Source organism: Pseudomonas haemolytica (genome assembly GCF_009659625.1).
GTDB classification, from domain to species: Bacteria; Pseudomonadota; Gammaproteobacteria; order Pseudomonadales; family Pseudomonadaceae; genus Aquipseudomonas; species Aquipseudomonas haemolytica.
The window spans coordinates 119,688-139,431 of record NZ_VOIW01000009.1 but is presented as its reverse complement, the minus strand read 5'-3'; the positions used below and the strand labels follow the sequence as shown (position 1 = coordinate 139,431).

At 58.4% G+C, this 19,744-nt stretch carries 19 protein-coding genes and 1 tRNA gene; 15 read left to right on the top strand and 5 right to left on the bottom strand.

The window, feature by feature from the left end:
* The first annotated feature begins 152 nt into the window (after window positions 1-152).
* From FRT59_RS25520 to FRT59_RS25480, 9 genes are all read left to right on the top strand, one after another.
* Window positions 153-1,592 carry an aminotransferase-like domain-containing protein gene (locus FRT59_RS25520; protein ID WP_034120766.1) on the top strand — a complete coding sequence of 480 codons (1,440 nt, stop codon included), beginning with the start codon at window positions 153-155 and terminating at the stop codon, window positions 1,590-1,592.
* Window positions 1,593-1,685: 93 nt separating this feature from the next.
* Window positions 1,686-2,174, top strand: a complete 489-nt coding sequence (locus FRT59_RS25515) for a hypothetical protein (protein WP_034120765.1) — start codon at window positions 1,686-1,688, stop codon at window positions 2,172-2,174.
* Window positions 2,175-2,337: 163 nt separating this feature from the next.
* Window positions 2,338-2,592 (top strand): YkgJ family cysteine cluster protein, encoded by a 255-nt coding sequence (locus tag FRT59_RS25510; RefSeq protein WP_034120764.1) that lies wholly within the window; start codon window positions 2,338-2,340, stop codon window positions 2,590-2,592.
* A gap of 41 nt (window positions 2,593-2,633) precedes the next feature.
* Window positions 2,634-3,239 carry an START domain-containing protein gene (locus FRT59_RS25505; RefSeq protein ID WP_153872708.1) on the top strand — a complete coding sequence of 202 codons (606 nt, stop codon included), beginning with the start codon at window positions 2,634-2,636 and terminating at the stop codon, window positions 3,237-3,239.
* Between the two features lie 103 nt (window positions 3,240-3,342).
* A complete protein-coding gene (locus FRT59_RS25500; RefSeq protein WP_153872707.1) occupies window positions 3,343-3,579 on the top strand; it encodes a hypothetical protein in 237 nt (78 codons plus the stop codon).
* Between the two features lie 213 nt (window positions 3,580-3,792).
* A complete protein-coding gene (locus FRT59_RS25495; protein ID WP_003193463.1) occupies window positions 3,793-4,134 on the top strand; it encodes a ribonuclease E inhibitor RraB in 342 nt (113 codons plus the stop codon).
* Window positions 4,135-4,583: 449 nt separating this feature from the next.
* The gene (locus FRT59_RS25490; RefSeq protein WP_153872706.1) at window positions 4,584-5,993 is read left to right on the top strand and encodes a circularly permuted type 2 ATP-grasp protein; all 1,410 of its coding nucleotides are present in this window, start codon (window positions 4,584-4,586) and stop codon (window positions 5,991-5,993) included.
* A gap of 4 nt (window positions 5,994-5,997) precedes the next feature.
* Window positions 5,998-6,948: an alpha-E domain-containing protein gene (locus tag FRT59_RS25485; protein ID WP_034120758.1), complete on the top strand. Its 951-nt coding sequence runs from the start codon at window positions 5,998-6,000 to the stop codon at window positions 6,946-6,948.
* Window positions 6,945-7,745 carry a transglutaminase family protein gene (locus tag FRT59_RS25480; protein WP_153872705.1) on the top strand — a complete coding sequence of 267 codons (801 nt, stop codon included), beginning with the start codon at window positions 6,945-6,947 and terminating at the stop codon, window positions 7,743-7,745. Before FRT59_RS25485 ends, FRT59_RS25480 begins: the two co-directional genes overlap by 4 nt.
* Before the next feature lie 42 nt (window positions 7,746-7,787).
* Here the strand turns inward: FRT59_RS25480 and FRT59_RS25475 are convergent, their stop codons facing one another.
* The gene (locus FRT59_RS25475; protein WP_153872704.1) at window positions 7,788-8,594 is read right to left on the bottom strand and encodes a c-type cytochrome; all 807 of its coding nucleotides are present in this window, start codon (window positions 8,592-8,594) and stop codon (window positions 7,788-7,790) included.
* Between the two features lie 22 nt (window positions 8,595-8,616).
* On the opposite strand from FRT59_RS25475, the gene FRT59_RS27040 reads away from it, so the two are divergent.
* The 4 genes from FRT59_RS27040 to FRT59_RS25460 all read left to right on the top strand — a co-directional run bounded on the left by FRT59_RS27040 (window position 8,617) and on the right by FRT59_RS25460 (window position 13,473).
* Window positions 8,617-8,859 carry a hypothetical protein gene (locus FRT59_RS27040; protein WP_167524311.1) on the top strand — a complete coding sequence of 81 codons (243 nt, stop codon included), beginning with the start codon at window positions 8,617-8,619 and terminating at the stop codon, window positions 8,857-8,859.
* 387 nt (window positions 8,860-9,246) lie between these two features.
* On the top strand, window positions 9,247-10,452 hold the full coding sequence (locus FRT59_RS25470) for an acetyl-CoA C-acetyltransferase (RefSeq protein ID WP_034120755.1): 1,206 nt from the start codon (window positions 9,247-9,249) through the stop codon (window positions 10,450-10,452).
* Window positions 10,453-10,468: 16 nt separating this feature from the next.
* The gene (locus tag FRT59_RS25465; RefSeq protein ID WP_153872703.1) at window positions 10,469-12,613 is read left to right on the top strand and encodes a 3-hydroxyacyl-CoA dehydrogenase NAD-binding domain-containing protein; all 2,145 of its coding nucleotides are present in this window, start codon (window positions 10,469-10,471) and stop codon (window positions 12,611-12,613) included.
* Between the two features lie 134 nt (window positions 12,614-12,747).
* Window positions 12,748-13,473, top strand: a complete 726-nt coding sequence (locus FRT59_RS25460) for an amidotransferase (protein WP_153872702.1) — start codon at window positions 12,748-12,750, stop codon at window positions 13,471-13,473.
* Here the strand turns inward: FRT59_RS25460 and FRT59_RS25455 are convergent.
* From FRT59_RS25455 to FRT59_RS25445, 3 genes are all read right to left on the bottom strand, one after another.
* Window positions 13,470-14,441, bottom strand: a complete 972-nt coding sequence (locus tag FRT59_RS25455; protein WP_153872701.1) for a magnesium and cobalt transport protein CorA — start codon at window positions 14,439-14,441, stop codon at window positions 13,470-13,472. The genes FRT59_RS25460 and FRT59_RS25455 overlap by 4 nt on opposite strands.
* Before the next feature lie 158 nt (window positions 14,442-14,599).
* Window positions 14,600-15,343, bottom strand: coding sequence for a 1-acylglycerol-3-phosphate O-acyltransferase (locus FRT59_RS25450; protein WP_153872700.1), 744 nt, complete (start codon window positions 15,341-15,343; stop codon window positions 14,600-14,602).
* A gap of 212 nt (window positions 15,344-15,555) precedes the next feature.
* Window positions 15,556-16,248, bottom strand: a complete 693-nt coding sequence (locus FRT59_RS25445) for a crotonase/enoyl-CoA hydratase family protein (RefSeq protein ID WP_153872699.1) — start codon at window positions 16,246-16,248, stop codon at window positions 15,556-15,558.
* A 338-nt stretch (window positions 16,249-16,586) separates the two neighbouring features.
* On the opposite strand from FRT59_RS25445, the gene FRT59_RS25440 reads away from it, so the two are divergent.
* Together FRT59_RS25440 and FRT59_RS25435 are read left to right on the top strand one after the other, a co-directional pair.
* Window positions 16,587-16,676, top strand: a tRNA-Ser gene (locus FRT59_RS25440).
* Window positions 16,677-16,927: 251 nt separating this feature from the next.
* Entirely contained in the window at window positions 16,928-18,463 is a 1,536-nt protein-coding gene (locus FRT59_RS25435) for a sensor domain-containing diguanylate cyclase (RefSeq protein WP_153872698.1), read from the top strand.
* 178 nt (window positions 18,464-18,641) lie between these two features.
* Here FRT59_RS25435 and FRT59_RS25430 read toward each other — a convergent pair whose 3' ends face one another.
* Window positions 18,642-19,682, bottom strand: coding sequence for a DMT family transporter (locus FRT59_RS25430; RefSeq protein WP_153872697.1), 1,041 nt, complete (start codon window positions 19,680-19,682; stop codon window positions 18,642-18,644).
* Window positions 19,683-19,744 lie beyond the last annotated feature (62 nt).

Genomic DNA, 19,744 nt, shown 5'->3' with positions numbered 1-19,744 from the left:
CTCCCACATGTTGTTAGGCGTACTCCCTTTACAGTTTTCGCTGTCACTCCCGCCCGCGCTCGACTATTGTGGCAACTGTCCCCGTACACTTCTAAACTGTGCCGGTATGTTTCACACAACAATAAAATGCCCGTGTAATCGAGTGCTGCGTCATGACCAATCTGTTGCTTTACCAGCGTATTGCCCAGCAACTGGCTGAGGACATCCGTCGCGGTGTCTACCAACCGGGGGAACGCGTGCCGTCGGTGCGCAAGATGAGTTCCCAGCTCAATGTGAGCCATGCCACGGTGCTGCAGGCCTACGCCAACCTGGAAGACCAGGGGCTGATCCGGGCGCGGCCGCAGTCGGGCTACTACGTACACCAGACCCCAGCACTCACGGCGCCGACGCCAGACATCGCACGGGTCGAGCGCCCAGGGTTGGTCACCCGCAGCAGTATCATCCAGCAGGTATTGGTCGAGTCGCGCCGAGAAGGGGTGTTCCCCTTGGGCGCTGCGGTGCCGAGTGTCGACTACCTTCCGGTGCGGGCGCTGCACCAGCAGTTGGCCAAGGTCACACGGTTCCAGAGCCCGCGGGCATTCAGCTACATGTTCAGCCCCGGTTTCGAACCGTTGCGCCGCCAGGTGGCGATCCGCATGCGCGATGCCGGTGTGGTGGTGGATCCTTCCGAGGTGGTGATCACCCACGGCTGCGTCGATGCGTTGCAGATGTCCTTACGCGTGCTGACACGGCCTGGCGACCTGATCGCCGCCGAATCCCCGACGTACTACGGTTTGCTGCAACTGGCGGATTTGCTCGGCCTCAAGGTCATCGAGATCCCCAGCGACCCGGCCACGGGCATGAGCCTGGAAGCCTTGCAACTGGCCGCCAACCAATGGTCGATCAAGGCGCTGGTGCTGACCACGCGCCTGAGCAACCCCTTGGGCGGTACCATGCCCGAGGAGCGGCAGAAGCAGTTGCTGCGCCTGGCGTCGGATTTCGATATCCAGATCGTCGAGGACGACATCTATGGCGAGTTGATGTTCGAACTGGGCCGCACCAAGGCCCTGAAAGCCTATGACCGTCTTGATCGGGTCATCTATTGCTCGAGTTTTTCCAAGACCTTGTCCCCGGGCGTGCGCATCGGCTGGATGATTGCCGGCAAGTACCAGCAGGAAATCCAGCGCCTGCAAATGTTCAGCACCCACTCCGCCTGCAGTGTCACGCAGATGGGCGTCGCGGCGTACCTGGAAAACGGTGGCTACGACCGCCACCTGCGCTATATCCGCCAGGAATACCGCAAGAACCTCAGCGCTTTCCAACTGGCGGTGCAGCAATATTTCCCTGAAGGCACCCAGATGACCCGCCCGACCGGCGGCTTTATCCTGTGGGTCAGTTTGCCGGGGCGGGTCAATACCCAGGAACTGCACGTGCGCGCCTTGCAGCAGGGCATCAGCATTGCACCGGGGCTGATCTTCAGTAATACGGAACAGTTCAACCACTGTATTCGCCTCAATTGCGGTACCCCGTGGAACCGCGAGGCAGAGCGTGCGTTGATGACCCTGGGCATGCTTGCCAACCAGTTGTGCCAGGAGACCGCGGCGGGCTTTTGAGGCGTGCAAAGGGGACAACACTGATCTGTACCCTTGTCATGCCGCCCACAACAAGCGAGCATATGGCCTTCTGCCGTTAATGCTGTTGGCGATATGACTTCTATTTTCCGCGTTACTTTGGTGATTGGCCTGTTAAGCCTGTGCAATGTTGGCACTGTGCTGGCAGCACCGCCGGTGGCTGACAGCAAGCCCACTGTCAGTGCCGAGCAAAAGCCCTCTGCGAAGAAACCAACTCCTGCGAAAAAGGCCCCCACCCAGAAAAAAGCCGCATCGACCAAAAAGCGTGCACCCGTGGCGAGCAAGTCCAAGTCGGCCCATGAAATCGCCCAGACCAAACTGCCACCGGCACAGTTGGACCTGTCCCTACCCTCGGACATGGTCAGGTTGCTGCAGCCGATCGGCACCATGCCCAAACCCAAGAGCGTGCCCTTGCTGCCGCCGATGTTTGGCGAAAAGCCCACCGACGACAGTGCGTTCCAGATCAACGGCCGCTTGCTCAGCAATGAGATGAAGCTGCAACTGCGTAACGATGAGCGCCGTGATGTAGAAGGTGCCGCGCTGGATTTCGAATTCAAGCAATAAAACTGTGCAGCCACAGGTGACCCAATACGCCGACCATCTGTCGCAGACTGGTCAGTCACGTTTGTTTTGTGCGAAAAACCCCTGTTGGACCATTTTAAAACGGCTGTTTAAGGGCGTACTCTAGCCCGGCCATCCCTATTGAGTCGTCGAGGACCTGCTGGTCATGAAATGCCGTGAAGGCTGTGGCGCATGCTGCATCGCCCCCTCCATCAGTTCACCGTTGCCAGGAATGCCCCAGGGCAAACCGGCAGGCGTTCGCTGCCTGCACCTGTCGGTCGAACAACTGTGCCAGTTGTTCGGTCAACCGGAACGGCCAGCGGTGTGCAGTGATTTCAAGGCGGATCTGGAGGTCTGTGGCAACGACCAGGCCGACGCGATCCGGCTGATCGGCTGGTGGGAACAGATGACGGCGGCTTGATGGGCTTTACTATTGGAACTTCAACAATAAGGAATACAACAATGGGTTCGCTGAAACGAATGGCTGTGCTGTGCGGTTTTACTGTGTTGTTTGCTGCCACTGCCCAGGCTGAGAATTGGCAAGTCGCCAAGGATGAAGACGGTATCAAGGTGTCCCTGAGCGAAATTGCCGGCTCCAAGTACAAGGCGTATCGCGGTGTGACTGTAATCAAGGCGCCGGTCGCCAAGATCCAGGCTCTGCAGGAAGACGTGGCTGGCGCTTGCTCGTGGATCCACGAATGCAAATCCCAGAAACTCGTCGACAAGAAAGGCGATGAAGCCTGGACCTACACCCAATTCAAGGCGCCGTTCCCTGTGACGGATCGTGACTCGTATATTCATGTCACGACCACCAAGGATGCCGATGGCACCGTCACCCGCAAGTTGCAGGGTGTACCGACCTACAAGCCGGAAGAAAAAGGCTACGTGCGAGTCGCCCAGGTTGATGGCTTCTGGAAACTGGTGCCCAAAGGCGCCAACGAGACTGAAGTCACCTATCAGGTACACACTGAGCCAGGTGGCAGCGTGCCGTCGTGGTTGGCCAACAAGTTCGTGGTGGACGCGCCGTTCAACACCTTGAAAGCCTTGAAAGAACACGCTGAAAAATAAGTGCAACTGATCAGGTGTCTCCGGCCTTGAGTGGAACGTTTGGCGAGCCCTCAAGGTCCAGATAGAGGTAAGCCCACCTACGGGTTTTATCGAGGAGGCACCGATGCAAAAGTGGCAGATTACCTTCGTTGATGATCACGGTGTGCAGTCCGTGGAGCAGTTCAGCTGCGATCAAAAGCCCAGCCTCGAAGATGCGGCGCATATGATTCGTAACAAGCTGGTGCCGATTGCTGCCGAACTCGACCTCAATGATCTTGAAGGCCGCAAACCCGAGCCAACCGTAAAGATTCTCAAAGACCAGAATAGTATCCAGATTCTCGATATTTCTCCCTCTGCCTGAACAATCCCTATCTGTCGTTCAAGCGCCTCTGGTGGAGGCGATAGCTTCGCGCTACTCTGCAATCGAGATCAGCGAATGAATCGCTAAGGTCTGGTCTTGTCAGCTACATGCTTGTTTTCCAGCGGTGTTGTTACTGCCGTAGTCCCCGCGCCAGTAGGGCGCGGGCTTCGGGAAGCACGGAAAGTCTATCCATCGGTTTGAGGAGGACGTTTCATGAGCACAGCCTATCAAGAAGACATCAGCACCAACGTTCTGCGCCGCATGAAAGAAGGCGGCTTCGACTTCTCACGTTTTCACCCCATCGAGTTCTACGCCATTTTCCCGGATGAGGAACGGGCGCGCAGGGCTGCGGGTCGATTTCGTGGGGAATCCCTGAATGCCCAGGTCAGCGCGCGCGACGATGGCGCCTGGTACTTGGAACTGAGCAAAATCATGTTCGCAACCTACGACGGCATAGGAGACTTCGAGCAGGACTTTGAGGCGGTGGTCGAGCCCCTGGGCGGGATCATTGAAGGATGGGGCGTCAAGCAGGAGGTGCGTGGGTTACCCATGTAGTTGGTTTTTTATGAGCAGCGCAGCGTATCGGCTGACCTTTGGGTCGGCCGATTTTGTTTGGGGGCTGTCGGAACATGCACTGGTTTTGTTACGCGCAAAAAAAAGCCACCCCAATGGGGTGGCGTAAAGGGAAGCTCGAGGGAGCAGATCAGTACACGAAGTAACACAGTACCGCTTGCACAAAGGGTTTTGCTGTAGGACATGTCCTGTTCAGCTGATGGAAGCGATTATCTACAGTGCCGACCGGGCACTGAAATCAACTCTGGCTATGCTGTTGATAGTCAAATACCGCCTTGTAATGACGCGTGCGGCGTGACACCGGGCGTTCCTGCGCACCAGGACGGTGCGACAGGAATTTTCCTGTTATCCAACCCATTGATTACTAAGTGTTTATGCCGCTGGCACGGGCCTTGCGAAGGTTCTGGCGTCCGGGTGACAAGGAGTACGGCATGATCCGCACTTATTACGATGAAATGTACGATGGGGCAGGGCAGGTCCGCCCCCATTACCGCGAGTTTGCCCGCTGGTTGGCCGACACTCCCACCGAACTGCTGGCTCAGCGCCGGCGCGAAGCCGACTTGCTGTTTCACCGGGCGGGGATCACTTTCACCCTCTACGGGGACGAGTTAGGCACTGAGCGCCTGATTCCCTTTGACACCATCCCCCGCAGCATTCCGGCCAGTGAATGGCGAATTGTCGAGCGTGGCTGCATCCAGAGGGTCAAGGCGCTGAACATGTTTCTCACCGACCTGTACCACGAACAACGCATCATCAAGGCCGGCATCATCCCCGCCGAACAGGTGTTGGCCAATGAGCAGTACCAGTTGGCAATGCAGGGGCTGAACCTGCACCGCGATCTGTATTCCCACATCTCCGGGGTCGACCTCGTACGCGATGGCGACGGCACCTACTACGTGCTGGAAGACAACCTGCGCACGCCCAGCGGCGTCAGCTACATGCTTGAAGACCGCAAGATGATGATGCGCCTGTTCCCCGAGCTGTTCGCCGCGCAGCGCATTGCGCCCATCGATCATTACCCCAACCTGCTGCTCGATACCCTGAAAAGCTCCAGCCCCCTGGATAACCCCAGTGTGGTGGTGCTGACACCGGGGCGTTTCAACAGCGCGTTCTTCGAACATGCCTTCCTTGCCCGGGAAATGGGCGTGGAGTTGGTGGAAGGCGCGGATTTGTTCGTGCGCGATGACCGCGTATTCATGCGCACCACTGATGGCCCCAAGGCAGTGGACGTGATTTACCGCCGCCTTGATGACGCGTTCCTCGACCCGCTGGCTTTCAACCCGAACTCCATGCTCGGTGTGCCCGGCCTGCTTGCTGCCTATCGCTGCGGCAATGTGGTGCTGGCCAATGCCATTGGCACCGGGGTAGCCGATGACAAATCGGTCTACCCGTTCGTTCCTGAGATGATTCGCTTCTATCTGGACGAAGAACCGATCCTGCAGAACGTTCCGACCTTTCAATGCCGCAAGCCTGACGAGTTGTCCCACGTACTGGCCAACCTGCCCGACTTGGTGGTCAAGGAAACCCAAGGCTCCGGCGGCTACGGCATGCTGGTAGGCCCTGCGTCCACCACCGCTGAAATCGAAGCCTTCCGTGCGCGCATCAAGGCCAAGCCCCACGCCTATATCGCGCAGCCGACCCTGTGTTTATCCACTTGCCCCACCTTTGTCGAAAACGGCATTGCCCCGCGGCATATCGACCTGCGTCCGTTCGTGCTTTCTGGCAAGGAAACCCGTGTGGTGCCTGGCGGCCTGACCCGCGTGGCCCTGCGCGAGGGTTCGCTGGTGGTCAACTCGTCCCAGGGCGGCGGCACCAAAGACACCTGGGTGGTCGAGGAATGATGCCATGTTGAGTAGAACTGCCTCGGATCTGTACTGGATGTCGCGTTACCTGGAACGTGCCGAAAACCTCGCACGCATGCTCGATGTCAGCTATTCGCTGTCGCTGATGCCCCAGGATGGGCGCGGCGATGGCCTGCACGAATTGGCTATGCCGTTGCTGATCACCGGTACCCTGGAGGATTACCACGAGCGCCACGGCCAGTTGGATGCCGAACGCCTGCTGCACTTTTTTGCGCTGGATGCGGCCAACCCAGCCAGCATCTACAGCTGCCTGGGCGCTGCGCGGGCCAGCGCCCATGCGGTGCGTGGTCGAATTACCGCCGACATGTGGGAAAACATCAACGCCACTTGGCTGGATATTCGCGATATCGCCCAGCAGGGGTTGAGCCGCTACGGTATGAGCCGGTTTTGTGAATGGGTCAAGGAGCGTTCCCACCTGTTTCGAGGCGCCACCTACGGCACCATCATGCGTAATGATGCCTTCCGTTTTATCCGCCTGGGCATCTTTATCGAGCGCGCCGATAACACCCTGCGCTTGCTGGATGCGCGCTACGAAATGGCTGGTGACCAGGCAGCGGCGGTCAGCGATGGCACGGCTCACGCGTACTACCAATGGAGTGCGTTGCTGCGCGCGTTGTCGTCGTTCGAGGCGTACACCGAGATCTATCGTGATGCCCCGGGTGCTCGGCAAGTGGCTGAACTGCTGCTGTTACGCGCCGATGTCCCGCGCTCGCTGCGGGCTTGCACTGAAGAGATCGACCAGATCCTCGCCAGCCTGCCCGGCCTTAATGGCCGCCCGGCCCAGCGCCTGGCCGCCGAGATGGACGCGCGCTTGCGCTTTACCGCGATCGACGAAATCCTCGAGGAAGGCCTGCACGCCTGGCTGACCGACTTTATTCCTTTGGTTCGCCAGTTGGGCGATGCCATCTACAGTTCCTACCTGGAGGCGGCATGAGACTCTCCATCAGCCACGAAACCACCTACCACTATGAGGACCAGGTGCGCGCCAGCATCCAGTACCTGCGCCTTACACCCCATGACAGCGAGCGCCAGCATGTGCTGAGCTGGCAACTCGACCTGCCGCGTCCGGTGCGAGCGCAGGTGGACCCATTCGGCAACATCCTGCATGTGTTGACCCTGGACGAACCCCACGATGCCATCATCATCGGCGCCCGGGGTCAGGTGGAGATCGACGAATTACGCGAGGCCGAGCACGAAAGCCAGTCTGCCTTTCCGTTCCTGCGCTGTACGCGCCTGACCGAGCCCGACGATGCCCTGCGCCAGTTTGCCGGGCAGCACTGCCACCAGCGTCGTGACCGTACGGCGCTGATCGACCTGATGCAGGCGTTGCACCATAAGATGGTCTACACGCCGGGGGCGACCGAAGTCGACACCTGCGCCGCCCAGGCCTTCGCTGGTGCTGCGGGCGTGTGCCAGGACCACACCCATGCGTTCCTGGCTTGCGCACGCAGCCTGGGCATTCCTGCGCGTTATGTATCGGGGTATTTGTACACCGAAGACAGCACGCACCTGGCCAGCCATGCCTGGGCCGAAGCCTGGCTGGATGATGCCTGGTACAGTTTTGACGTGACCAACCAACTGGCCCGGCCGGAGCGGCACTTGAAACTGGCCGTGGGCCTGGACTACCTCGACGCCTGCCCGGTGCGCGGCATGCGCCGTGGGGGCGGGCATGAGCAGATGCATGCCAAGGTGTTCGTCGCACCGACGGAGGTTTCAGTGCAGCAGCAATAACCTCCAGGTCCACACAGATCAAATGTGGGAACTGCGCCAGGGTTAAGGTTGTTGTTTGCGCCCCGCCATATGCTGCAAATACCCCAGCAGCAAATCCAACTCGTTGTCCGGCAGCACACTGGCCGCAAACGCTGGCATCTTCGCTTGCGGCCAGTGCCGCAGGCTTTGCGGGTCGCGGATGTAGCGCTTGAGGAAATCGCCGCCGAAATATTCGGTGGGGTTGTAGGGAATGTTCAGGTCCGGCCCCATCTGGGCATCGCCGGCGCCATTGAGGCGGTGGCAAGCCAGGCAGTTCTTCTGGAACAACGCAAAGCCCAGGTTGACCGGATCATCCGCCGCCAACTTCGGGTCCGGCAACAACGCGGGGAAACGTTCGGCGACTGTCTGCAATTGCTTGATTCTGGAGACTTGGAACGGCCACTGCTCCGGGCTGATATGCCCGGCTTGCGGGTGGGTCCACACCATGTAGAACGGCCCGGCACTGGGTTTGCCTTGCGCCAGCGCCGGCCAGGGATGGGCCGGGTCTTCCACCGCCAGCCAGGCGCGGGCGCCGGTTTTTGCCAACAATGGCGCGGCGGTAAGTTCGGCGGCGAAGCCGTCAAGGGCGACGGCTTGCAGGTGATTCGCAGGCTTCAGACCCGGCAGGAGCGCCGCCAGGGGCACCGCGCGATAGGTCATGCTGCGTTTGTAGGACACGTCATCGACGATCTGCACGGTCTGCGCCTGCGGGTGCTTGAGCAGGTCGGCGGTCTGCCAGGTCTTGCTGGCGTGGTCCAATTCGATGGTCAGTTGTGCAGCGGCTGCAGGAAGGCTCAACAGCAGGGCAAATAAGGCGAGGATCGATTTCAAGGCAGTGGCCCGGTACGAAGTAATGATGGCGCCCAAGATAGCGGAAATCGGCGCGCAAAAAGACAGCCCCTGCAACAGGAGCGCTAAGCGCAATGTCCCGGCAGGTGCTGCCAAAAGCTGCAAACCCGATGCTGTGAATGCACAGAATGTGGTTGTGGAGTGGTTACCCAATAACTTTGGTCAAGTTGGGCAAGATCAGAATCAGTGTGGTGGCGAACAGAATAAGTCCCGCCTGACGTACTTTCGAATGTTTGAACATGGCTGACTGCCTAATTTGTTGTTATTCCTGAGCGTCAAATGCGTGCCGGTTTTATTTCAGTATCGCGAGGTGACGTTGCACTTTTCTTACAGCTGCTCCAGCAAAACCCGGCAGCAGCGTCTTACAGATTTAACCTTAGAGCGCCCGCTCTTCTTGGCTTAGATCCATTTCATATCAGCTAATCACGATTTGCGCTAAAAAAGGCATGAGGCTCATTGCCATCTTGACGCGAGCCCTAAGGCTAGACAGCTAAAACGATTAATCAGGCATTTCTCATCGTTACCTACCGTTCGTCCGAGCGAGGGGGTCAAAAGCAATGAGCGCATCCGTCATTGAAACCGTGTCAATCGGGCCTAAGGTAGGGGCACACACCCACAGCGGTTCGAGGATGTCATGACCCAAGCTTTGATCTTTGATGCGATACGCACGCCCCGAGGCAAAGGCAAGGCCGACGGTGCCCTGCACAGCGTCAAGCCGGTAAACCTGGTAGCCGGCTTGCTCACGGCGCTGGCGCAACGCAGCGACCTCGATACCCGCCAAGTCGATGACATTGTTCTGGGCTGCGTCACCCCGGTGGGCGACCAAGGCGCCGATATCGCCAAGACGGCCGCGCTGGTAGCGGACTGGGACATCAGCGTCGCCGGCGTGCAGGTCAATCGCTTCTGCGCCTCGGGCCTGGAAGCGGTCAACCTGGGGGCGATGAAAGTGCGTTCCGGCTTCGAAGACCTGGTGGTGGTCGGCGGTGTCGAATCCATGTCCCGCGTGCCCATGGGCAGCGATGGCGGTGCCTGGGTGCTCGACCCGCACACCAATATGCACAGCCACTTCACGCCCCAAGGTATTGGCGCCGACCTCATCGCCACCCTGGAAGGCTTCACTCGCCAGGATGTGGACACCTTTGCCCTACAGTCCCAAAAGAAAGCCGCCAGGGCACGGGCAGACGGCTCCTTCAACAAGTCGCTGATCGCGGTGCAGGACCAGAACGGCATCGTGCTGCTGGACCATGACGAGTTTATCCGTGGCGACTCCACGCTCGACGGCTTGGGCAAGCTCAAGCCCAGCTTCGAAATGATGGGCCAGATGGGTTTCGACGCCACCGCACTGCGGGTCTACAGCCATGTGGAACGCATCCAGCATGTGCACACGCCAGGCAATAGCTCCGGCATTGTCGACGGCGCCGCGTTGATGTTGATCGGCTCTGAGGCCAAAGGCCGCGAACTGGGCCTGCAACCGCGAGCGCGCATTGTCGCCACGGCAGTGACCAGCACCGACCCGACCATCATGCTCACCGGCCCCGCGCCCGCCACCCGCAAGGCACTGGCCAAGGCCGGCCTGCGGGTTGAAGACATCGACCTGTTCGAAGTCAACGAAGCGTTTGCCTCGGTGGTGCTCAAGTTCATCAAGGACATGGGCATCGACGCCGCTCGGGTCAACGTCAATGGCGGTTCCATCGCCATGGGCCACCCGTTGGGCGCCACCGGTTGCGCGATCCTCGGCACCTTGCTCGACGAGCTGGAGGTGCGCCAGCAACGCTACGGCCTGGCCACCCTCTGTGTGGGCGGCGGCATGGGCATCGCCACCATTATCGAACGCCTCTGAGCCTAAGGAATTTGTCATGACCGATGCCATCCGTTACGAAAAAGGCCAGGATCAGATCGTGGTGCTGACCCTCGACATGCCCGGCCAGAGCGCCAACACCATGAACGCCGCCTACCGCGAGGCCATGGCGGCCACCGTCGCGCGCCTGGAAGCGGAAAAGGACGAGATTGCCGGGGTAATTCTCACCTCGGCAAAGAAGACCTTTTTTGCCGGTGGCGACCTCAATGAATTGATCAAGGTCGACAAGGCCCACGCCAAGGATTTCTACCACAGCGTGCTGGAGTTGAAGGCGCAGCTGCGGCGCCTGGAAACCCTCGGCAAACCGGTGGTGGCCGCGATCAACGGTGCCGCCTTGGGCGGCGGCTGGGAGATTTGCCTGGCCTGCCATCATCGGGTTGCGCTGGACGACAAAGCCGTTCAGCTCGGCCTGCCCGAAGTCACCCTAGGCCTGTTGCCGGGCGGCGGCGGAGTGGTGCGCATGGTGCGCATGCTGGGCCTTGAAAAAGCCCTGCCGTATTTGCTCGAAGGCAAAAAAGTTCGGCCCGCCCAGGCACTGCAAGCAGGCTTGATTGATGAGTTGGCGACTGATCGCGATGAGCTGCTGGCCAAGTCCCGCGCCTGGATTCTCGCTAATCCTGAGGCCAGGCAACCGTGGGACAGCAAGGCATACCAGATCCCAGGTGGTACGCCGTCGAACCCGAAAGTCGCGCAGATGCTCGCCATTGCCCCGTCGATGTTGCGCAGCAAAACCAATGGCTGTTTCCCGGCGCCGGAGAAAATTCTCTGTGCCGCCGTGGAAGGTGCCCAAGTGGACTTCGACACCGCGCACCTGATCGAAACCCGCTACTTCACCGAACTGGTGACCGGGCAAGTGGCGAAAAACATGATCAGCACCTTCTGGTTCCAGCTCAACGAAATCAACGCCGGCAGTTCGCGGCCGCAGGGGCTGGCGCCCTACGTCACGCGCAAGGTCGGTGTACTGGGCGCCGGGATGATGGGCGCTGGCATCGCATATGTCAGTGCCTGTGCGGGTATCGACGTGGTGCTCAAGGACATCAATCTCGCCGCAGCCGAAAAAGGCAAGGCACACTCGGCCGCGTTGCTGGACAAGAAAGTCGGCCGTGGGCAATTGACCGCAGAGCAGCGGGAAACCACCCTGGCGCGCATTCATCCGACGCAGGATGACGCCGACTTGGCTGGCTGCGACCTGGTCATCGAGGCTGTATTCGAAGACCGCGAACTCAAGGCCAAGGTCTCGGCTGCTGCGCAAAGCGTGGTCGGTGCCGACGCAGTGATCGCCTCCAACACCTCCACCTTGCCTATCAGCGGGCTGGCCACGGCGGTGCCCGATCAAACCAAGTTTATCGGCCTGCACTTCTTCAGCCCCGTGGACAAGATGCCTCTGGTGGAAATCATCAAGGGCGCCCACACCAGCGACGAAACCCTGGCCCGAGGTTTCGACTTCGTACTGCAAATCAAGAAAACCCCGATTGTGGTCAATGACAGTCGCGGCTTCTTTACCTCACGGGTGTTCGGCACTTTCACCAACGAAGGCATCGCCATGCTCGGCGAAGGTGTGGCTGCGCCAATGATCGAGACCGAAGCGCGCAAGGCCGGCATGCCGGTGGGGCCGCTGGCGGTGTCTGATGAAGTGTCCCTCAGCCTGATGAGCCATATCCGACAGCAAACCGCCAAGGATCTGCAGGCCGAAGGCAAAGCCATGCCGAGCCACCCAGCGACGGCGGTGATCGATCTACTGGTGAACGAATACAAACGCACAGGCAAGGCGGCAGGCGGCGGTTTTTACGATTATCCCGCCGGTGGCCAGAAGCATCTGTGGCCCGAGCTGAAAACTCGCTTCGAACAGCCCGGCAAGCAGATTTCACCCCAGGACGTGCGCGACCGCTTGCTGTTTATCCAGGCCATCGAAACCGTGCGCTGCGTGGAGGAGGGCGTGTTGATGTCCACGGCTGACGCCAACGTCGGTTCGATCTTCGGCATCGGCTTTGCCGCGTGGAGTGGCGGCGCGCTGCAGTTTATCAACCAGTACGGGCTGAACGACTTTATCGCCCGTGCCCGCTACCTGGCTGAGCAGTATGGCGAGCGCTTCTCGCCGCCGGCGTTGTTGCTGGAAAAAGCCGCAAAAGGTGCAATCTTCTAAACGCCTTACTGTAGGAGCGAGCAAGCTCGCTCCTACAGGGCGTGTGGGCGGCCATTGAGGGCTTGCTTTGGGGAGGTATTTCAAGGCAGGCTCTGGGGTGTGCATTATTCCCATCGCCGTGTCAGGTATTTTTTATGTCGCTACGCGTCTGCATCCTGGAAACCGATATTCTGCGTCCTGCTTTGATCGATGAGTATCAAGGCTACGGGCAGATGTTCAAGCGCCTGTTCTCCAAGCAACCGATTGCCGCCGAGTTTGTCGTCTACAACGTGGTGCAGGGCGAATACCCGCCGGATGACGAAGTATTTGACGCGTACCTGATCACCGGCAGCAAGGCCGACTCCTTCGGCACAGACCCTTGGATCCAGACCCTCAAGACCTACCTGCTCAAGCGTTATGAGCGCGGCGACAAACTGCTGGGCGTCTGCTTCGGTCACCAGTTGCTTGCTCTGTTGCTCGGCGGCAAGGCTGAGCGCGCCAGCCAGGGCTGGGGCATGGGCACCCACGATTACAAACTCGATGCCAAGGCGCCGTGGATGAGCCCCGAGGTGCCGGAACTGAGGCTATTGATCAGCCACCAGGACCAGGTCACCACGTTGCCGCAGAACGCAACGGTCATCGCCTCCAGCGAATTTTGCCCGTTTGCCGCCTACCACATTGGCGACCAGGTGCTGTGCTTCCAGGGCCATCCGGAATTTGTCCATGACTATTCCCGTGAGTTGCTGGAGATTCTTCAGACAACTTTGGGTGAGAAGGTCTACACCAACGGCGTTGCCAGCCTGGAGCGCGACCACCACGGCGTGACCGTGGCGGAATGGATGATGCGCTTTGTTGCGCACAAGCCTGAAACCAAGGTTTAAAGCCAGCCCGAACGCTTGAAGCTGGCCCACAAACCGGTACAACCGAGCGCAATAAACCCGAGCACCGCAAAATAGCCGTAGTGCCATTGCAGCTCGGGCATGTTCTGGAAGTTCATCCCATAAATCCCCGCCACCGCCGTGGGGAACGCCAGGATCGCTGCCCACGCGGCGAACTTGCGTTGCACCACGCTTTGGCGCGAGGCCTCCAGCAACACACCGATCTCGATGGTCTGGCTGGCGATATCGCGCAGGGTGGTGAGGTCTTCCATCTGCCGCGTCACATGGATCTGCACGTCACGGAAGTAGGGGCGCATGTTCTTGTCGATAAACGGGAAGCTCAGCTTCTGCAACTCCTGGCTGATTTCCACCATCGGCGCCACATAGCGCTTGAGCCGCAGTACGTCGCGGCGCAGGCCGTGGAGGTTCTGGATATCGCCCTCGCTCAGCGAACTGCACAACACGTTGCGTTCCAGTTCATCAATCTCGGCGTGGATCGCCTCACTCACCGGCTGGTAGTTTTCGGTGACGAAATCCAACAGCGCATAGAGGACGAAATCTTCCCCATGCTCCAGCAACAGCGGTCGAGCCTCACAACGCTGGCGCACAAAACCGTAGGACGCCGAGTGACCGTTGCGTGCGGTGATGATGTAGCCGTTGCCGGCAAAGATATGGGTTTCGATAAACTCCAGCTTGCCGTGCTCGCGCACCGGTGAGTAGGTGACGATAAACAGCGCATCGCCGAAGGTTTCCAGCTTCGGGCGGCTGTGTTTTTCCATGGCATCTTCGATCGCCAGTTCATGCAGGTTGAACTGGCGTTGCAGGTTGTTCAACTCTTGGGCGCTGGGCTCTTCCAGGCCGATCCACACAAAGTGATCGGGTTTGGCAGCCCAGGCTGCGCCTTCATCGAGGGTGATATCCGTGACTTTCTTTCCGGCGCTGTAAACGGCGGCCGCAACAACTCTACCCATGGTGCAGATCACTTCTTATTAAGAGGACAGATATTGGGCAGCTTAGCCTGAACGGCGTTCCGTTGTTGCTGGCAGACATTGCCCATTCCCCTGTAGGAGCGAGCTGGCTCGCGAAGATCGACAACGATTACGCAGCGCTATCAGGTGACCCGTGTTGCTTATACGGTTTTCGCGAGCAAGCTCGCTCCTGCAAGTTCGCGGTCCATCTGTGCGATGCACTCATCCATCTGCGTCTGACAGGTCAGCATCAACTCAGGGATGTCATCCACTGTCAGGCCAGTGGTAGGAATCGGCGGCAACGAACGTATCAGCACATCCCCACTGTCCCAGCGATTGAGCTTCATCTGCGTCACGTAATTGCTGACACACACCTGCACGATAGGCACACCGGCCGCGATCGCCATGTGGAACGCGCCTTTCTTGAACGGCAACAGACCTTTGCCCAGGTTACGCGTGCCTTCCGGGAACACCCAGATCGAAGTGTCTTCATGCTGCAACGTATGGGTGGTGGTGAGCATGGCACGCCGCGCCTTGTGCGCATTGCCACGGTCAATCAGTACATTCCCCGCCAGCCAGAACAACTGGCCGAACAGCGGCACCCATTTAAGGCTTTTCTTGGCGATACATACCGTGCGGTGCGGCACCACATTGCCAAACACAAACAGGTCGTAGTTGGACTGATGGTTGGCGATCACCACGCAGGTACCGGGCTTGTTGCGCAGCGAGTCGACATCCGTCTTCACGTTCAGACGCAAAATCCACATGGCCGGCAACGCATAGAGGCGGGCGCAGAGGCGACTGTTGTCCGGGTTGAACGGACGGCACACACCGATAAGCACGCCCAATACCCCGGCGACCATAAAGTGCAGGCTCATCAACAACATACGTAACAGAAACAGCATCGACACGGCCTATTGGGACAAAAGGTGGCGCAGTGTACGGATGTGCACTGTATTCGGCAATTGCCCCTACATACGTAGGAGATAGGCGATGTTTAAGCGCATGTTTCCACATATGCCGATAAAGGCTGTCTAGAGCGGCTACAGATGTTTCGGGTTTGTTTGTAAGAAAAAGCCCGACTCTAGGTCGGGCTTTAGTCAAGCAGGTGTGGGGATTAACCCAGGTTATGGCCCTGATCCTGGATGATTGCATCGTCCAGGGCTTCCAGCAGTGCGCGGCGCACTTTCAACTTGGTGTGCTTGTGGGCGTTCATGTTGATCTTCTTCAACTGACGCGCCGCTTCCAATGCTGCAGCGTGCAATTCTTCCGGTGCCACCACCTTATCCAGGAAGCCGGCGTGCAAGGCGCCTTGGGGATCAAACATCTCGGCATTGATCACCGACCGATGAAACGCCGACTTACGCAGACGATCCCGCGCCAGCTCGATACCGGCGTGGTGCATGGTCATGCCAATCGCCACTTCATTCAGGCCAATGCTGAACGGGCCTTCCACGCCAATGCGGTAATCGACCGACAACAACAGGAACGCACCCTTGGCCACCGCATGCCCAGGGCACGCCACGATCACCGGGAACGGGTGTGCCAACAAGCGCCGCGCCAGGGTCGAGCCCGACGTCACCAGGCTGATCGCCTCCTTAGGGCCGGCGGTCATCACCTTCAAATCATAACCACCCGACAAAATCCCCGGCGTGCCCGTGATGATCACCACCGCCCGATCCTTCTCGGCCTGATCCAGCGCAGCATTGAATTCACTGACCACTGCCGGAGAAATGGCATTCACCTTGCCGTTGCTCAAGGTCAGGGTCGCGATACCGTCTTCGAAGTGGTAGGCAATCAACTCACTCATGACGCGGTTCCTTGTAGGGCTTGTTATAGAGATGGACTGTTTATAGCAGTGCGTGCGCAGACGTTACCCACCACGCCCGCCTCGGTAAAGCGCCGTGACTGACTACCCAGTCAGACTTTCCTCGCCTGCCCAAGGCTAGACGGCCCGCAGCAAGGCGCAACAGCCCGGCCAGACCTGTGCTGGTGGTGTCCAAGAATGGCAGAAACATCGCCCCTTGCCGGACGCGCCCCGGCATAACCGTCTAACCGCATGAAAATTCTGAAAAAAACCTTTGCCATCAGAAAGGCTTTCGACTACATTAGCGCGCCTCGACAGACTGAACTGGTTTGCCGAGATACGGTGAAGTGTCCGAGTGGCTTAAGGAGCACGCCTGGAAAGTGTGTATACAAGAAATTGTATCGAGAGTTCGAATCTCTCCTTCACCGCCACATTAAGTAAACACAAACCCCTGGTTTTCCTAAAGAAACCGGGGGTTTGTGGTTTTTGGTGTCTGAAAAATGGCCCATGGAACTGGCGGGTTCTTAACGTTGATCTTGCGTAGATTCATAGCGTGCATGTTGGGCGTATTAAGCCCATATTGACTTGGTATTTTGATCGCTGTGGGTACGCTCAACCTGGATACTGATGAACCTAGAAAATTCACAGTAAGGTTCAGCACGCCAACACTATGAAGAGGTCCATGAAAACCATCACGCTCGTGTCTGGTCGATTAACACCTAAAGCTCTTTCTGTGGGCCTGGTAGCGTTCATCTTCCTGGTGTGTGTCATGTTGGTTTCCGCAATTGCCTGGCAGTTAAAGCAATCGGCGGATGAACGATTGGCGAATGCCAAAATTGCTGTTCATAACATTGTTCGGGCTTCCGAGCAGCAGGCTCAAGATACCTTGCGTCAGGCTGAAAGCATTCTCAGCAATCTTGCAGAACGCGTTGAACATGAAAAACTTGACGCCGAACAGAGAGTTCGCTTATCCAAAGTAATGGCCAACAATGTTGAGGCAACCGACGGCATTCAAGGATTGTTCATTTACGACCAGAATGGCGACTGGGTAGTCAATTCGTTCTCCGCAGAGGCGGTCGCGAAGAACAATAGCGATCGATCTTATTTTATTTACCACAAAAATCATCCTGGCTCGGCTATCCATGTAGGCCAGGTCATTTTGAGCCGCACCACTGGCGACATGATCATCCCTGTCAGCCGCCGCACTCAATATCCGGATGGCAGCTTCAGCGGTGTGGTATTGGCGACGTTGCCTGTCGCATATTTTCAACGTTTCTTTGAGCGTTTAGACGTAGACAAACAAGGGGTGATACTGCTTGCGCTGAATAACGGCGATTTGTTGGCCCGCCGACCAATGATTGAAGCGCTAATGACGACGAATATCGCCAAGGGGGAGCTGTTTAGTCGATATTTGATAAACAGCAACGACGGAACAGCAAGCCTGACTTCCGTTGTGGACGGGATAGAACGAGTCTATGCCTACAGCCGCATACGGGGCCTTCCGATCGTCGCAGCAGCGGGATTGTCGTTAGACTCAGTATTTGCAACATGGTGGACGTACGTCTATCAGGCATCCATTATGGTGGCGCTAATCATTTTTGTGCTGACCGGTCTGGGCTTTCTCTTTTACCGACAAATTCAACGTTTGTTGGTGGCAGAAGAAGATCTGCGTCTTGCGCATCGTGATTTAGAACTTATTGCTAAAACTGATAGCCTTACTGGGTTGCCCAACCGTAGGTGTTTCGACATTACACTGGCGCAAGAGTGGTCCAGAGCATGCCGCACGGGGAATAGCGTAGCGCTCATACTTATCGATATAGATTGGTTCAAGCAGTACAACGATTATTATGGCCATGTTCTCGGCGACGAATGTTTAAGGCGAATTGCACAGTTAGTCGGCAAGAATATAAATCGTCCGGCCGACCTGGCTGCTCGGTATGGTGGGGAAGAGTTTGTAATCCTGCTTCCAGAGACGGAACTGGCAGGTGCAGTAGGGATCGCTGAGGAAGTGCGGTCAGCAATAGAGGCTGCAAAAATTGAACACAGGGGCAGTGCGACAGGCATTGTCACCATCAGCGCAGGTGTCGCTTCCAACCACCAGGATGGCGTAATTGAAGCAACTGATTTGCTGGAAAAATCAGATAGTTTTCTGTATCGCGCAAAAAAACTGGGGCGCAACCGAGTGGAGCATCAGTCGCTGGAAGTCCTCGAAACATAAAGCGTCGCGGCTCCCCCGCATATCATTTTAATCAACAGCACGTAGCCTCTCGGATCATCGGTAACTCGGCCGCCCTGGAGCGACTTGGCAGCCATTGGAGTTGCGATTTCGAGGCGCAAGCATGTCACTTCTGAGTGGTGTGTAAGGTGTTGCCAACACCTGGCGCACAAACTCGTCATTAATGCCTATGCCGATGATGCACATCCGGAAAATGCGCATGGCTATGCCTCATCACACCATGAACATGCACATGACTATGGGGCACCTGCGGATCCCACTCAAAACCATGCTCATGCTGATGATGTTCATCATGCACATGCCGATGCCCGTGTTCCGTGGCCTCATGCAGGTGCTCATGGGCGTGCCGCTCAGTCAGGTGCAGCCACACGCCCACAGCCATCAGCGCTGAGGCAATCCAGAACGCCACGGTCACGGACTCTGCGAAGCCTAGCAAGGCTACTGCGGCACCGAGGAAGGGCGCGGTCGAGAAGTAGGCCCCGGTACGCGCGCTACCCAGCCCGCGTAAGGCCAGCACAAACATGACCAGGCTGATGCCATAGCCGAGGAACCCAACCAGCAAGATAGGCGCCAGCTGCGCCACGCCGGGAATCTGCGCCCCGAGGTAAAGCGCCAGGCTGCAATTTACCAGCCCTGCAATCAAGCCCTTGGCTGCGGCGATAAACACCGCGTCAGATGCAGAGACCTTGCGCGTCAGGTTGTTATCGATTCCCCAGCACAAGCAAGCCAGCGCAACGGCAAGCGGCCCGGTCCAATCCTGGTTGCTACCGCCAGCGCCGGTCCATGACAACACTACGCCGCCGAGCACAATGGCGAGCATACCGAGGACGATGCGGCGGTCTGCGTTTTCTCGGAATACAACCCAGGCGATCACGGCGGTCAGTACCGATTCAAGGTTGAGCATCAGGGAGGCAGTGGCGCTGGCGGTGCGGGTCAGGCCGAACATGAGGGCGACGGGACCGAGGATGCCGCCGAAGGCGATGGCGCCGAGTAGCCAGGGCCATTCCGGTGGGGTCAGCCCGGTGGGTGCCCAGCCGCGATCGCGGATCAGGCGTACGCTGGCAAGGCCAATGCCGCTGCCCAGGTAGAGCAGGCCGGCGAGCAGTATGGGCGAGAGGCCCAGGCCGAGGCTTTTGGCGAGCGGGGTGCTGGCGCCGAACAGGGCGGCGGCCGCGAGGGCGTAAACGATACTGAGGTTCATGGGCCAGCCTCGAGAAGTCTGGCCCATGATACGTCGCTTGCCGAGGTCAGTGCCCTGGCAAT

Excerpts from the sequence above, each read along its gene's own strand:
- FRT59_RS25520 (WP_034120766.1), top strand. The coding sequence starts at position 153 with ATGACCAATCTGTTGCTTTACCAGCGTATTGCCCAGCAACTGGCTGAG.
- FRT59_RS25515 (WP_034120765.1), top strand. The coding sequence starts at position 1,686 with ATGACTTCTATTTTCCGCGTTACTTTGGTGATTGGCCTGTTAAGCCTG.
- FRT59_RS25510 (WP_034120764.1), top strand. The coding sequence starts at position 2,338 with ATGAAATGCCGTGAAGGCTGTGGCGCATGCTGCATCGCCCCCTCCATC.
- FRT59_RS25505 (WP_153872708.1), top strand. The coding sequence starts at position 2,634 with ATGGGTTCGCTGAAACGAATGGCTGTGCTGTGCGGTTTTACTGTGTTG.
- FRT59_RS25500 (WP_153872707.1), top strand. The coding sequence starts at position 3,343 with ATGCAAAAGTGGCAGATTACCTTCGTTGATGATCACGGTGTGCAGTCC.
- FRT59_RS25495 (WP_003193463.1), top strand. The coding sequence starts at position 3,793 with ATGAGCACAGCCTATCAAGAAGACATCAGCACCAACGTTCTGCGCCGC.
- FRT59_RS25490 (WP_153872706.1), top strand. The coding sequence starts at position 4,584 with ATGATCCGCACTTATTACGATGAAATGTACGATGGGGCAGGGCAGGTC.
- FRT59_RS25485 (WP_034120758.1), top strand. The coding sequence starts at position 5,998 with ATGTTGAGTAGAACTGCCTCGGATCTGTACTGGATGTCGCGTTACCTG.
- FRT59_RS25480 (WP_153872705.1), top strand. The coding sequence starts at position 6,945 with ATGAGACTCTCCATCAGCCACGAAACCACCTACCACTATGAGGACCAG.
- FRT59_RS27040 (WP_167524311.1), top strand. The coding sequence starts at position 8,617 with ATGATGGCGCCCAAGATAGCGGAAATCGGCGCGCAAAAAGACAGCCCC.
- FRT59_RS25470 (WP_034120755.1), top strand. The coding sequence starts at position 9,247 with ATGACCCAAGCTTTGATCTTTGATGCGATACGCACGCCCCGAGGCAAA.
- FRT59_RS25465 (WP_153872703.1), top strand. The coding sequence starts at position 10,469 with ATGACCGATGCCATCCGTTACGAAAAAGGCCAGGATCAGATCGTGGTG.
- FRT59_RS25460 (WP_153872702.1), top strand. The coding sequence starts at position 12,748 with ATGTCGCTACGCGTCTGCATCCTGGAAACCGATATTCTGCGTCCTGCT.
- FRT59_RS25455 (WP_153872701.1), bottom strand. The coding sequence starts at position 14,441 with ATGGGTAGAGTTGTTGCGGCCGCCGTTTACAGCGCCGGAAAGAAAGTC.
- FRT59_RS25450 (WP_153872700.1), bottom strand. The coding sequence starts at position 15,343 with ATGCTGTTTCTGTTACGTATGTTGTTGATGAGCCTGCACTTTATGGTC.
- FRT59_RS25445 (WP_153872699.1), bottom strand. The coding sequence starts at position 16,248 with ATGAGTGAGTTGATTGCCTACCACTTCGAAGACGGTATCGCGACCCTG.
- FRT59_RS25435 (WP_153872698.1), top strand. The coding sequence starts at position 16,928 with ATGAAAACCATCACGCTCGTGTCTGGTCGATTAACACCTAAAGCTCTT.
- FRT59_RS25430 (WP_153872697.1), bottom strand. The coding sequence starts at position 19,682 with ATGAACCTCAGTATCGTTTACGCCCTCGCGGCCGCCGCCCTGTTCGGC.